The organism is Myxococcus llanfairpwllgwyngyllgogerychwyrndrobwllllantysiliogogogochensis (genome assembly GCF_006636215.1).
Lineage (GTDB): Bacteria > Myxococcota > Myxococcia > Myxococcales > Myxococcaceae > Myxococcus > Myxococcus llanfairpwllgwyngyllgogerychwyrndrobwllllantysiliogogogochensis.
In genome coordinates this window covers 1-14,116 of sequence record NZ_VIFM01000280.1, presented here as the reverse complement: position 1 = coordinate 14,116, position 14,116 = coordinate 1, and the positions used below count along the sequence as shown (strand labels likewise).

The 14,116-nt window shown below is 65.1% G+C and carries 11 protein-coding genes; all 11 read left to right on the top strand.

Translation table 11 applies throughout. The features are described from left to right. Positions 1–1,965 (top strand): phage tail family protein (locus FJV41_RS41170; protein ID WP_141648099.1); only part of this gene is annotated, 1,965 nt, incomplete at its 5' end. A 1-nt stretch (position 1,966) separates the two neighbouring features. Beyond that, positions 1,967–2,728 (top strand): hypothetical protein, encoded by a 762-nt coding sequence (locus FJV41_RS41165; protein WP_141648098.1) that lies wholly within the window; start codon positions 1,967–1,969, stop codon positions 2,726–2,728. Between the two features lie 6 nt (positions 2,729–2,734). Continuing rightward, entirely contained in the window at positions 2,735–5,974 is a 3,240-nt protein-coding gene (locus tag FJV41_RS41160) for a hypothetical protein (protein ID WP_141648097.1), read from the top strand. 728 nt (positions 5,975–6,702) lie between these two features. Next, positions 6,703–6,987: a hypothetical protein gene (locus tag FJV41_RS41155; protein ID WP_246137738.1), complete on the top strand. Its 285-nt coding sequence runs from the start codon at positions 6,703–6,705 to the stop codon at positions 6,985–6,987. Continuing rightward, positions 6,987–7,520 (top strand): M15 family metallopeptidase, encoded by a 534-nt coding sequence (locus FJV41_RS41150; protein WP_141648096.1) that lies wholly within the window; start codon positions 6,987–6,989, stop codon positions 7,518–7,520. The genes FJV41_RS41155 and FJV41_RS41150 overlap by 1 nt, the downstream gene beginning before the upstream one ends. Before the next feature lie 12 nt (positions 7,521–7,532). After that, positions 7,533–7,982: a hypothetical protein gene (locus tag FJV41_RS41145; protein ID WP_141648095.1), complete on the top strand. Its 450-nt coding sequence runs from the start codon at positions 7,533–7,535 to the stop codon at positions 7,980–7,982. Continuing rightward, positions 7,979–8,278 (top strand): hypothetical protein, encoded by a 300-nt coding sequence (locus FJV41_RS41140; RefSeq protein WP_141648094.1) that lies wholly within the window; start codon positions 7,979–7,981, stop codon positions 8,276–8,278. The genes FJV41_RS41145 and FJV41_RS41140 overlap by 4 nt, the downstream gene beginning before the upstream one ends. Before the next feature lie 261 nt (positions 8,279–8,539). Further along, positions 8,540–9,439 carry a DUF2381 family protein gene (locus tag FJV41_RS41135; protein ID WP_181791292.1) on the top strand — a complete coding sequence of 300 codons (900 nt, stop codon included), beginning with the start codon at positions 8,540–8,542 and terminating at the stop codon, positions 9,437–9,439. 10 nt (positions 9,440–9,449) lie between these two features. Then, positions 9,450–11,258 carry a serine/threonine protein kinase gene (locus tag FJV41_RS41130; RefSeq protein WP_246137737.1) on the top strand — a complete coding sequence of 603 codons (1,809 nt, stop codon included), beginning with the start codon at positions 9,450–9,452 and terminating at the stop codon, positions 11,256–11,258. A gap of 165 nt (positions 11,259–11,423) precedes the next feature. Next, positions 11,424–12,680 carry a serine/threonine protein kinase gene (locus FJV41_RS41125; protein WP_141648092.1) on the top strand — a complete coding sequence of 419 codons (1,257 nt, stop codon included), beginning with the start codon at positions 11,424–11,426 and terminating at the stop codon, positions 12,678–12,680. 120 nt (positions 12,681–12,800) lie between these two features. Beyond that, positions 12,801–14,116 (top strand): hypothetical protein (locus FJV41_RS41120; RefSeq protein ID WP_181791290.1); only part of this gene is annotated, 1,316 nt, incomplete at its 3' end.

Here is a 14,116-nt window from a genome sequence, read left to right as displayed (position 1 = left end):
GGTGGGGCGGTGGGAAAGGTGGCGGGCGCGGTGAAGCAGTTCGCCGAGAGCTTCCTCGCCTTCGTAGTGCCCGCGCTGGACGGTGCTGGAAAGTCGCTGGTGCGGTTCTCCGCGTTCCTCACGAGCGAGACGCCAGCGGTCGACGGCAACTTGAAGAAGGTCGCGAAGGGGGCCGAGCAGGTCGACGCGAGCTTCGCGACGGCTTTCCGCAACGCCGCTGCTCGTATCCTGACGGTGACGGCTCCCCTTGCCGCCGTTGCGCTGGCGGTGGCAGGCGTCGCGATGCTCGCGGGCACGCTCTACAAGGCATGGCACGACAGCAGCACCGGCATGCGCGACGCCTTCGTTTCCACATGGCGGGCCGTGACGGATGTTGCCGGGCGAGTCGCGAAGTTCTTCCAGGAGGTCTTCGCGGGGCTGGCGGCCATCGTGGGTGCGTGGGCTCGCGGGCAGCTCGACACGTTCGCCTTCGTGGTGCGCAACCTGGCTCGACTGGCGGCGCCTCTTGCGCGAGCACTGAACCTCGACGGCGTGGCCAATGCCCTGGACGGGCTGAAGGACTTGACGGGCGACGCGGTGCTCGGCGGTTTGAAGGGGCTCGTCGACAGCACCGTCAGCACGGTGAAGAGCGGTTTCTCCACCATCTGGGAAGGCGTCAGCCATGGGGCCGGCTACGCCTTCGACGGCGTGAAGCTGATGGGTGGAGATGCCGCCGCGTTTCTCCGTGAGAAGTTCGGAGGTGTCTTCGACGACATGCTCGGGCCGAAGGGCAAGCTGCGCACGCCCACGGAGGCACCCGAGATTGAAGTCGGGAACGTGGAGATCGGGAAGTTCGACGCGAAAGAGTTCCTGAAGAACGTCGGCAACACGGCGTCGATCATCGCCGAGGTCGCGCGTAGGAAAGCCAAGGAACTCGCCGACGCGCTCGCCCGTGCTGCCGACGAAGCGAAGCGGGCCCTGACGAGCAGGTTCAGTCAGGCATTCGGTCGCATCTACGAGTTGGTCGACCGCTTCCAGCAGGGCATGTCGGCCGGTGGTGTGTGGGGCGGGCTGATTGCCGTCGTCGCGGAGCTGCTCTCCCAGTCGACGACGTTCGGCACGTTGCTCCAGATGGTGACGAACTTCATCCAGTACGTGGCCGACGTTCTCGGGCGGGTGCTGGCTCCGGTGCTGCCCCTCCTGGCCTCCGTGTTCAACATGGTGACGCCACTGCTCGATGCCCTCGTGCCGGTGCTTGAGATGTTCTCGAAGCCGGTTCAGGCGATTACGCCCATTTTCGAGGTGCTCGGCACACTGTTCAAGGGATTGGCCCCCGTCATCACGGTGTTTGGGCAGATTCTCGTCGCGCTCCTGGAGCCGATGACGCTGCTCTCAGGTCCCATCATGAAGGGACTCTTCGCCGTCATCCGCGTGGTGGCGATGGGCATCCTCTACGTCGTGAAGGGCATCGGCACGGTATGGAACGCCATCATTGGGTTCATTGCTGGCGTGTTCAAAGCCCTCGGCAAGATTCCCCTCGTGGGTGGTGCGTTCAAGAAGATGGCGCAGGGCTTGGACAGCATGAAAGTCCCCATGGACGCGGTCGACAGTGCGCTCGAAACCCTGAAGGACACCACCTACGACACCGCCGCAGCAAATGCCGCTGCTGGTGTCGCCGCGTGGGAGAACGCCGCCGCGACCAACAAGGCGACCGAGGCGCTCACCAACGTCCCGACGGGATTCAAGATAGCCCTCGCGCGGTTCACCGCGCAGGACCCGATTGCAGGAGCGCCGTCGACTCCTGGGTCGTCGCCTCTCGCTCCGAGCCCCGTCGTTCCGGTGCGCGGTGGCAACGTCAGCGTGGGGCAGATTGTCGTCCAGGGGGCCGAGGACCCGGAGGAGACCGCGCGACAGATCTACATCGAAATGAAGCGCGAGGCGCACCGACGCCGCGGCAACGGCGAGTGGCTGAATGGGAGGTACTGAGATGCCTTTCCTTGCACTGAACGGCATCCCGGTGCCCGTCACGGAGGGCCGGCGACGGCAGGTGAACATCGGCACGGACTCACGCGCCTTCAGCGGGGCCTATCGCCTGGGACGACGCGCGGTTCGCCAAGAGTGGGAGTTCAAGACGCCCCCCTTGCCGCCCGAGGAAGTGCTCGTCCTGCGCGGACTGATTGCGGGTGACGGGCACGTGGTGTCCTTCGAGGGCGACGCCTTCACGAGTCGTGGGCTCAATCAGGCGAGTGTCACGGGCTCGTTGTTCCAAGGCGCGCGCTTCGGCGGTGGGATGAACCTGGCCGTCGGCGCGTCCGCCTCGTGGGCCATGCAGCTCGGGGCACGCTGGACGACCCTGCACCACGTCTACAGCAGCGCGGCGGGTGCGTGGCTCCAGGTCATCAACCGGAGCGACGGCAAGCGGTGGACCCAGGGAGTCCCTTCGGCGAGTGCCGGGGGCTTGTCGGTCATCTCGGGGTCGCTCGCGGTGATGGGCGCCACCAACGCGGTGAGCTTCGACGATGTCGTGGGATTGCCTTTCGAGGTGCCCGACGCGTGGGTTCCCCATCTCGTTGCGTGGCACAGCGCGCGGGCCTGGAGCGCGCTTCCGTTCCTCGTGGCGAGCGGGGGCTTCGCTGCCACCGAAACGAAGGTGCTCGGGGAGGTGCGGGACGGTGAGTTCGTCGAGTTCAGTCACAACGGGTCGCGCGGCGTCGGTGAGCGGCTCGAATTCACGTTGAGGGAGGTTTAGTCAGTCATGCGCGGCATGTCGTCTCAGGGGCTCGCGGTTCTCTCGAATCCGGCGGGGCACGCGTCCCACGTCCGGGTGAAGGTCCGTGACGGGGCGGGTGTGTGGGTGAATCTGAGCCACCTTGAAGGGCGCGACTTTCTCGATGCCGTCGAGGTCGACGAGGACGTGGACCAGCCTGTCTCGGCCGCGACGGTGACGCTCAAGAGGCAGGTCGACTTGTTCAGCCTGTCGCCGCTCCGGGCCGACTCGAAGCTGAACGCGGGCAACGGGCAGTTCATCCGGCCGGGGCGCGAGTTCATCGTCGAAGCGGCGGTGTCGCCCGTGGGCATGTCGCCGAGCGCGAGTGAGTGGCGCGTTCTGTTCCACGGGGACATCGACGAGGTGGACTTCGCCGACGAGCAGCTCGTCTTTCGCGGGAGGGACCTCGGAGGCCGGCTTCAGGACTCGTTCATTGAAGTCGAGCGCCCCTATGGGGACTCCTCTGCCGGTGTCGCGGTCGAAACCGTCATGCAGGCCATCCTGACCGACAACGAGACGGGTGTGCTGCTGCATACGCCCATCTCCCCCGGCTGGAAGATTCGGAAGTACGCCCAGAAGAAGGCGAGTGCTCTCGATGCGCTTCGCGACCTGGCTCAGCAGATTGGATGGGAAGTGCGTTACCACTGGCGCGAAGCGAGCGGAACCTTCGTCCTGACGTTCAGCGAGCCGAACAGAACGAACCCCGCGTTGGCCTGGACCTTCGGACCCGGCGACTACCGCAACGTCGCGAAGCTCACCGTCAACAAGACGGAGATTCGCAACAGGATTGAGGTCGTCTACTCGGACGCGGGGGACCTGGATGTCACGGGGCAGCCGAAGCGCAAGAGCGTCATCGTCGGAGATGCCGCGAGTCAGGCCGCCTATGGCGTGCGCTTCATGCAGGTTGCCGAGGATGCGTCGAGCAACATCGACCGTGAGGCCGAAGCGCGGAAGATGGCGGATGCGGCCCTGTCCGACCTGAAAGAGCCGCTCGCGGACCAGGAGGTTGAAGTCGACTTCTTCCTGCCGGTGGAGCTGGGGGACCTCTACCGGTTCCGCGCAAACGGCGCGCACTACTCGGATGACCAGAACCTGGCTGTCACTGGGTTCCGCCACGCATTCACTGCGGAAGGTGACGCGCGGACGACCATCACCACGCGGGGGAAACCTTCGTTTGGTGTCTCCATGTGGCTGGAGATGGACACGCGCCCCGGGCTGAGCGAGCCGGCTCACACGTCACCGCCGCTGGACCCACTCAACGTGGCGGTGTCGGCCATCGTCAACGGGTTCTCCCTGTCGCTCATGCCGGCCCTGAGCGGCCCTCCGGTGGCGTCCTACGAGTTGCACGTCTCGACGCTGAGCGGCTTCGCGCCGAGCAGCTCGACGCTACGGGGCACGTTCGACACGACGGTGTTTGGCGCGTCCGACCTGATGCCGGGGACGGCCTACTACGTGCGCGTTGTTCCTCGGGACAGGTTCGGCAACCGGGGCAATGCGTCCCCTCAGTTCGAAGTCACTCCGAAGAAGCTCGAAGGCGCGTCGCTGGGAGACTCCGCAGTCGGCTTCCAGCATCTGTTGCACCCGCCGACGGACAACCTCATTCCCAACGGCTACAACGAGGCGGGCCTTCGCGCGGTGGGCAAGCTCCCGGAGGGCGACAAGCTCGTCGAGGACCCCGTCAACGCGCGCTCGGGGCGCTGGGTTCGACGAGTGGAGCTGTCGAGCGCGGGGAGCTGGGCGAGTCTGAGCTGGACGGGAGGCTACGGTTCCGCAGCTCCGGGCGGCCGGCTCAAGTGCTCGCCCGGGGACCAGTTCTTCGCCGAGGTCTACGTCAAGGCGTCGTCGGCCACGGTGGCGGGGATGGGGAACCTGCACTTGCTTTGGGAGGACGCGAACGGCGTCTATTCGGGGCAGACTGCGGTGGTGGGGATGGGGCCCCTGGGAACGACCTATCGGCGGGTGACACTGACGGGGACGTGTCCAGCCGGTTGCACGGGAGTTCAACTCTTCTGGGAAGCGGAGGTCTTGGCCGCCGACGTGGGGAAGCGGCTCTACTTCGATGCCGTCTCGCTGCGGAAGATGGTCACCTTCGACCTGCTCGCCGCGAACACGCTCAAGACGTCGAACTACGCGGAGGATGGCAACGGCATCCCCACGGCGGGCGCGAAGCTGGACAACGTCGGGACGACGCTCAAGGTCGCTTCGAACAACGTCCAGGTGGGGCGCTACTACCTGAGCGACGGGTTCTTCCGCTCCGTTCAGGCCCTCGCTGACACCGGAAGCCGCATCTACTACCGCGGCAACAACGACGGCGTGCCGAACATCGACCGTCTCAACATCCAGGTCGTCGAGGGGTACGCCATTGCCGGGGCGACGGGGGGCGCGAGCTTCTTCACCTGGGCGCACTATCGCGCGACGCTCCAGCCCCAATCGGCGAGCGACAACCTCGACGCGCTTCGGTTCCTGGAGGTCGGTTTCTACTGGGCGTTTGGCGACATCCACCCTCCAAACTTCCTCTACAGCGCGACGGTCCCCATCGCTGACCGCAAGTACCAGAATGGGGCCTGGGATGGTGACGGAGCCAACGCGACGAGCGCGGGCTTCACGTTCATGTTCGGCGACAAGTTCAACCGCCTGCGCGACGACCCGCTCGTCAACAAGCTGCTCTACCTCAAGGTGTCACTGCACAACGCGGTTGGATTCAGTGCCGAGCGTTGGTTCTTCCCTCCGAGCGCCTACAACACGGACATGGTTCGCCGTGCGACGGGCCCTGCGTCCACGCCTTCTGGGGGGAGCGGTGGCGGTGGCAATGAGCACGGGACGTGTGTCGCGCCCTGGGAGCCCGTGTTGCTCGGTGACGGTACGGAGCTGCCCGCCGAGATGCTGAAGCCGGGCATGCGGGTGCTCACGATGCACGAAGGCAGGACGGACGGGGGAGTGTTCGAGGTCACCCATGTCAGCCGCCACCATGCCGGGCGCTGCAATCTCGTGTTGATGGATGGGCGGGTGGTTGTCGTGACGCCGGACCATCGCTGGCGCACAGTGGAACGCGGCTGGATTCGGACGGATGCGCTGCGTCCTGGGGAGCTGATTGCCGGTTTCGCACCGGGGCGAGTGGCACGAGTGGAACCGACGGATGCTGGTGACGTGATGAAGATTACGGTTCGCTTCGCGAAGACCTATGTCGTGAACGGGTTGCTCGCGCACAATCTCAAGCCTCGCGACTAGAAAGCACGCCTGGGGCAACGTCATTTTTGATTGAGAAGAGAGACCCCACTCCTCGGTTGGGTGGGGCCCTAATTCTACGGAAGGCGCCAGCCGAGAACCTTCACTGTCGTCAGCACATAGGACGCCTGACCAATGTCGCGGTCCAATGCTTCAACAACAAGTTGAGGGGATTCGGAGACGGAAAACCAAGTCTGCGCGGAGGGCGTGCCTGGACTATCGCAGAGTGGCTTGTCGACACTCAGCTCTCGCCAACTAGTCGATTCTGGAGTCTTGAAGCGGAATGCTCCCGGGGGCTCGTAGTCGTGCCGGCAGCCGCGAACTTCGACATAGACTTCTCGGACACCACGAGGAATGTCGGCTTGCTGGCGAAGGTCAAAGGTCCAGGTTGGTGCATACCTGCTATCCGTTGAGACGAAGCGCTGCGCTTGATTGTCAGGCGCGTTGACGAAGGTTCCTCCCGTCGAGCCGGCGTCTGGGATTGCCTCCTGGGGCGGCGAGTCGTCTCCGTTGCAGCCCCAGGCAAAGAGGGCGCACAGCACTATGGCCAACGGTGAAGGGGCTTTGCTCTGAGTCAATCTACTTCCTCTCATGTTGAGGGTGGGACCAGGGCGAGGAACTTAGCGCGTGTGAAATGTCACCTGACAGCGAAATTAAGCCGAGGGGCCAGTGAGCCACTGACAGAAGTCACACGCATTTACCTGGGGTAACCCCAAGCCCCTGGTGACGCTGTGACCGCCGAAGAAACTCAGTCTGTGCAGCTCGTAGTCGGCTCCCTGCTCGGAACGGCAGGGGTGGGCGTCCTCACCTGGGCTGCGAAGTCTCTCGTCGGGGAGATCCGTTCGCTCGTTGAGAAAGTCGCCCGTCAGGACGAGCGCATCAACGTCCTTGCCGTCGAACTGGGCGCACTGCGGCGGTGGCGCGACGAGTTCAGCGTCGGACTTCCCGCTCAGGTCCGGCAGACCGTCGAGTTGGAGCTTCTCCGAATGGCGCAGTCCGGGGAGGGAAACTCCTAATGGTCAGGGCGAACTTCAAGCGGGTCGGCCTTGACCGCGTCTACTTGCCGCTTGTCGCGGTCGCGCTTCAGGTCGTGACGCGATGCGAGGCCCGGGGCGTCAGCTACGTCGCGACCTACGGTTTCCGTAGCCTCGAAGAACAGGCCGAGCTGCGGCGCCTCTTTCTCGCGGGCAAGGGTGGCAAGGCGTCTGCGGCGGGGCTGTCCGCTCACAACTACGGGCTGGCCTTCGACTTCGTCTGTGACGGGGACGCGAAGCCCGGTGTTCAACCCGACTGGCGCCTGCCGGCTTACCGCGTGCTGGGCGAGGAAGCGACGAAGGCGGGGCTCGTCTGGGGCGGCAGGTTCGGCGACGCGCCGCATGTGCAGTGGCCGGGCTACGTGAGCGCGCTTCAGCTCACGCCGCTTTGGACGCTGGTGGAGAACAGTTCGGTCGCGGCTGTGTGGGCTCGGCTCGACGAAGAGCGCAAGTCGCCGCAGTGGCGTGCCGCAAACCCGAAGCTCGCGGCCGAACTGGAACGGCTGGGCTTCTAACTCGGAGGCAACATGGTTGACGTGGGTGTACTCGGGCCGAACCCCGAGCAGTTCGACGCGTTCGCGCAGCTCCTGTTCAACGCGGTGACGAGCCAGAACTACGCGCTCGTCGCTTCCCTGGTGGTCGTGCTGCTGGTCTTCCTGCTGCGGAAGTTCGGCGGCAGGTTCATTCCCTTCTTCAACACGGACCGGGGCGGCGCGGTGCTCGTGCTCGGAGTCTCGCTCGCGGGTGCCGTGGCGAACGCGCTCGCGGCTGGGGCGCCGTTCTCGCTGTCCCTGATGCTGACCGCCGTGAAGGTGGCCCTGACGGCGGCCGGTGGCTTCACGCTCGTCAAGCGGCTGCTCTTCGGGGGCGCCGCGATTGAGAGCGCCGAGCAGGCGGGCGAGATTGCCGCAGGCCAGGTCGCGGGCAAGGCCGCGGCGATCGCCGTGCTTGAGCAGCTTGACCGGGGCGGCAAGTGAAGCTCGGCGCGCTCGTGCTGGCCGTGCTCGTCGCGGTTCCTGCGTCGGGCTCGGAGGTCATCGGCGTAGAGCGCGCTCAGCTCTTTCCGGATGGTGGGGCGGCAGCCGTCGAAGTTCAGGGCGGCTGCTGGTTGTCCGAGAGCCGCTGTGTCCGTACCGCCGCCGAGATTGAGCGGCTACGCGCGGAGAACGAAGCGCTGCGGCAACATGCCGGGGATACGTCCTTCACGGTCGCCGTCGTGGCGCTGGTCCTGGGGCTCGGCGCCGGGTTCGCCGTTGCGAAGCTAGCGAACTGAGGGAGGGCGACTGCGGAATCGGCGCGGTTGGTCTGGGACCTCGCTACGCCGTCAAACTGCGGCACTCACCGCAGCCGCCCGCGTGGGACTAAGGCACAGGTCGGCTTGTCCGTGCAAAGGGTGTGGCGGGGATGGCGCCTCGCTCGCTCAACGGGCGGCAATCGCAAGGCTCCTGGGGCGTCCGGGGCTTGACTGTCTCGGGCGACTTTCTAGCCGATAGGTTCTTCCGGGTTTGCTAGTGTCGGCACGGGAGAATCCGCGTTGCTTCGACCCGTTGCCATTCTTTCACTGCTGGTGGGAGTCGCCGCTTCGGCGCAGCCCCTTCCTGCCCCCCGCGAGCGTCAGGAGCGGCGTGTGGCCCTCTCAAGCGGCCCTGCCGAGCCCGTGCCGGAGCTGCGCGTCGCGGCGGGTGTCCTAACCTCGCTTGTTTTCGATCTCCCGCTCGACCGTAGCTCGGTGGAGCTGGAGGGGCGCGAGCGCTTCCGCCTTGTGGACGTCGGGGACCGTGCGCTTCTGCTGGAGCCTGCCGTGGACCTGGGGCCCGGTGAGAGGCTCGGGCTTCGGGTCCGGTTTGCCGGCAGTCCCGCGCAGGACCGTGGAGTCTTTGTCCTCGTCTCTCACGCGGCGCAAGTGGACACGCGCGTGGAAGTCTTTCGACGAAAGGACTCCGTCGAACTGCTCCAAGCCGAGTTGATGGACATGCGCGCTCAGCTCAAGGCGCAGACGGAAGAGCTTCAGGCACTTCGGGCGCTACGGGACTCAGGCGGACCTGCTGAGCTGATTCTGTCCGGCGCATTGGATCATCAAGTGAGAGTAAATCGCAGGAAGGGGACGATGAAGACAGGCCCCGAGGAGACTCTCACGATTGAAGGTGCGACGGGCTTTCGCGCCTCAGAATGGGCGGCCATAAGCGTCAAGGTCCGGAACAGAGGGAAGAAGCCTTGGACCCCGGTATCGGCACGCGTCGTGAACTCCAAGAGTGGCCAGAATCTGGGCGTGATTCGCGTGCGCTCGGCATTGCCTCGGGTAGAGCCTGAAGGTGCTGCTCTAGTGGTCATAGAAACGGAAGTGCCTCCATGGCTGTCTGGAGAAATGTGTCGCCTGGAACTGCTCGACAGCGACGGTGTTGTGCAGGCAGTCGTTCCTGGGATTGTGTTTTAGTGGGCGCGCCATGCTGACAGTTATTCATCACCCAGCGCAGTTCCCACCCGGCCATGTGGTCCATGGTTGGCGTGTCGTGAAGCTCGTTGGCGCAGGCTCCTACGGTGCCGTCTACAAAGTGGAGATGAACGGCAAGCACTACGCGATGAAGGTCGCGATGCACCGTGCCACGAGCGGAGACGAGGAAAAGGCGGACGCACGGCTGAGGCGCGAGTTGGGATGTCTCGTCCATCTTCGCCACTCCAATATCATTGCTTCGCGTGCCTATGGCCGCTGGCCTGACTTCGAGAGCGGCTGGCTATACGTCATCCTCGATTTTGTGGATGGCTTCACGCTAGCTGAGTGGGTGGAGAAGGTTCACCCCACTGCGCAGGAGGTCGTCCGCCTCTTCATCAAGCTGTCGGCTGCCGTGGACTACATGCACGGGCGCGGCGTCTTCCACCGTGACTTGAAGCTGAACAACGTCATGGTGCGCGCCTCGGACAATGAGCCGTTCATCATTGATTTCAGCGCAGGGGACTACACACACGCGGAAGACCTGACGGACGCACCACTTCCTCCCGGCACGCGCCGCTACCGCTCTCCCGAAGCCTCCCGCTTCCTCCGGGAGAGTGGCGACGACCGCGATGCCCGCTACGATTTCAAAGTCACGGACGACGTGTATGCGCTGGGCGTGTGCCTCTATGACGCGCTGACGAATCCCCAGCCCGCGAGCGATTCCGCGAAGACGCCCGTCGAAGGCAGGGCGATGCCGCCAGACCCTCGGGTGCTGAATGATCGGGTTCCCGGCGCACTGAGCGACGCTGCGATGCGCTTCATTGCGCGCAAGCCAGAGCACCGGCCTCCCACGGCAGAGGCGGTGCGGCGTGAGTTGATGGCCCTCGCGATAGACTCAGGTCCGGAGTGGGTGACTCCGCTTCACACCCTCACGGCAAAGCCGCTGCTCACCCCAGCCAGTGAGCCGGAGGGCGCCACCAAGAGGGCCACTCCGCGCCGTGGACTCCTGCTGGGTGCATTGGGGACCACGCTCGCTATAGCTGCCCTGGTGGGACTCTTCGCGTCGAAACTGGCCGGACAGGAGTCGAGCGCGATGGCATCCGTCGAGCCCTCCGCGCAGAGAGACGCCGGAACGGGCGCCCCACTGCTCGTAGTGGCCCCGCAGGAGGATGCCGGTATGCCCCTGGGAACAGGCGTCGTTTCTCCCGCGCCTGTTGCATCATCCCCTGGGATAGCGTTGTCCCCTCAAGCTCCAGTCCAGAAGGAAAGCCCCTCCGTGAAGCGTGCCCCTATCGTCGCCAGTACGTCCGAGTCTCCGGCCATGAAGGCCCCTGCATCCAGTGGCGGCCGGGCCGAGTTCCTCAAGAAGTGCGCTGCTGCCACTGCCGTCGTGGCCTTGCAGATGGGGTGCCCGGGTAGTCAGGTGCGCCCCGGTCCCAGCGAATGTCCCGAGGAAGCGCGCGAAGCCATGTTCGAGGTGCTCGGCTTCTTCGAAGGGAATTCGGTGGTGATCACCATCGATAAGAATCAGCCAGGAGCGATGAGTGACTCAGGCGTCTATGCGGACGGGCCAGTGCGCGGCATTGTCCGCGACGGAGTTGACACACTTCCTACAGGAACAGTGCTCCAGGGGCGCGTGTGGACAGGTGGTGGTGCGCTTCTGGCTCGCTACACTGAAGCGAGGTTGCCAAATGGGCGCTCATACCCCGTTTGCATCTCCATCGGGGAGAAGGGGGCCGAAGAAGCCGAGCCGGGCCCCCAGCCTGGGACCGTCACCTTCAGCCGAAGTATGTATGGATATGCTGTAAAAGAGTGGCCCTGACATCTTTCCGTAAAGAGGGTTTACGCATTTTCAGGGTCTTTTTCGATGGACGGGCTTCGTGCGGTTCGCGACCTATAGCGTCGTTCACGTCGGACATGACTGGGAGTACCTTCTGTCTGCCTTCACGCGAGAGACTTCGCGGAGGGCTTCCAGGAGACTCCATTCATGTCTGATGATTCCAACCCTCGGCTAACAGAGGGCGTGGTCCTCTTTACTCAAGGGGATACCACATACTTTCTCTTCCAGATTCTCGGGGAGGGTCGCAACGGAGAGCGCATCCTCTACGCGCGGCCCCGCACTCCCGAGGGGTTCCAGGGCAAGGTGCTGGTCAAGTACGTGGCGCTCTCTGGGGGGGCGGGCCTCACGGATAAGCACCAGCGCGCACGCGTTCGACTGGAAGAGGAAGTCAGGCTGGCGCGGTTCCTCCAGCACCCCAACATCGCCCGAGTCCACGGCCTGTTCGAGATGAAGAACGCGCTTTGCGTGGCCAGTGAATGCGTAGGCGGTTTCACGCTGGATTCGCTGCTTGCCATTGCCCAGGCTCGCGGGCGCTACTTCTCCGAAGGCTTCATTCTCTATGTGTTCGCGGAAGTCGCGGCGGCTTTGGCCTACGCCCATGCGCGCACGGACGATGCCGGGATTCCTCTGAACATCGTCAACCGCGACGTCAACCCCACGCGGATTCGGCTCACGCCTCGGGGCGGTGTGAAGTTGACGGACTTTGGAGTCGCCTTCTCGCGTCTGGCTGGGCGAGTTGCAACGACACTCCCGCGTCCCAAGGGCGACGTCATCTATTCTTCACCGGAGCTGCTGCTGGGAGAGGACGTTGACGGACGCGCGGACCTCTTCTCCCTGGGCCTGACGATGCTGGAGTTCGCCACGGGCCGGCACCTGTACGACCCGGGCAATATGAAGATGACCTACCTAGACGCACGCATGTCCGAGGAGGAGCGGCGGCGCTTACTGAAGGCGACAGCCAGAAGCATGGACGCAGGGCTGACGTCACTCGCGGAGGACGCCATTCACTGGTCCATGGCATACCGCCCCGAGGATGTAGACGCGGCAATGCAGGGGCTTCCCGAGAGGCTCAGCGCCATTCTTGGCTGGCTACTTCAGCGCAACCCCGCGATGCGCTTCGGGACGGCCTCCGAGTTGGATCGTGTGTTGCGCGTCAGACTGGCTGAACTTCCCCCATTCGGCCCGAAAGATGCGGTGAAAGAAGTAGAGCAAGCTCTCTCCGACGCGGGCGAGAGGATGGAAGAGCTGGACTTCCTCGACGACGAGGGCGGGTTCGTCCCTGCCGATTGGCGGGCGCCCCCCGACCACGTCGAGACGCAGCCCGAAGCACGCAACGAAGACGAGCTGACGACGGATCCACGTCCTGTTGCCCGTCGAGCCGTGAAGGCGCCGCCGACCGCCTGACGTCGGCACCTATCTCCACTCACCACTGCTGATTCACCACCGGCCCGACGCAAGTCGCTGCGCCGACCGGGAGACGTGTGTCTTTCGTGTCTCATTCCGGGGCACGCATGGGGGACGTGTATGCAAAGGATGCAAGGTTGGATTGTCGCGCTGTTGCTGGTGCTGCCTGGAGTGTCGTGGGCGGAAGAGATTGCCGACCCACCGCCGCCCGAAGAGACGGACGAGATAGAGGAGATAGAAGAAGACACGTCGCCCGAGAGCACGACGGCAGATGCCGAGAGCCCACCCGCCCCGGAAAGCGGCGAGGTTGAACGTCCTCCGCGCTGGACAAACTTGCTGCGCGTCGAGGCCGCGACGTGGGCGTTGCTGCCCCGCTCGGGCATGGGCACAGACGAGGGCTATTTCCAGGTCGAGCCCACCGTCGTCTTCGAGCGCGGCCCGGAGTTCGGCGTCAACCTCGGGGCTCCGCTGCGGTTGCGCGTGTGGGGGCCGAAGGATGGCGGGGTTGTCCGGCGCGAGGACTGGGACACTCTCTCCGACTGGGGACAGTTGGTGAGGAGTCTCAAGCTGGGCTCGGACAACTCGCCGCTGGGCGTGTGGTTCGGGAAGCTCGATAGCTACAGCCTTCTCAATGGGCATCTTGTCCGGCGCTACGCCCACCGCGCGAATCCGGACTACCACCCAGCGGCAGGTGTCCTGACAGGCACGCTGGGGCCCGTCTACGTCGAGGCGTTCTCTTCGGACGTTCTCGGTGCTCGACTGATGGGCGCGGAGGCGGAGCTGGACCTGGAGCACGTTCTCTTCGGCAAGCCCAAGCAGAAGGGCCGCTACACACTGGGCCTGTCGGCGGTGCATGACTGGGGACGTGCTGGTGGGCGCGCGGCCTCGGTGACGCTGGCGCACATGGACGCGGTAGCCGTGTTGGTGGTGCGGCCTGAGTTTGAAGCGCAGGTCTTCGCGGGTTGGGGCGGCAGGCCAGGGGAGGCAGGCGCATGGGGCGCGGTTGTCGGTGCGGGCGCGGATGCAATCACACCGACGCTCAAGATGGCGTTGCGGCTGGAGGCGCGGCGGCAACACGGTGGCTTCCGGCAAGGTTTCTTCGGGCCGGACTACGAACTGGCGCGCTTCAAGGCGGTGGGCCCTGCCGGCGTGCCGCTCGCGGATGCGCCCTTCCCGGATGGCTACTCCGCATTCGGTGAAGCGGAAGTGGGCTGGGATGCCGTGCGCTACGGGGGGCTCTACAAGCACCTGAAGCTCTCGCTGGGTGCCGAGGTGTTCTCCTGGGGGCGTGTCGACGTGGACGGGCGCATGGCGGTGCAGCTCTTCGAGCGCAGCCTGGAAGTGGCCGTGAAGGGGCTCGCCGTCGGAGCTGGGAAGCCGGGGGCTCGCTACCTGGGGGCGGCGGAAGTGCGCTGGCGGTTCCTGGGAGGGAAGTT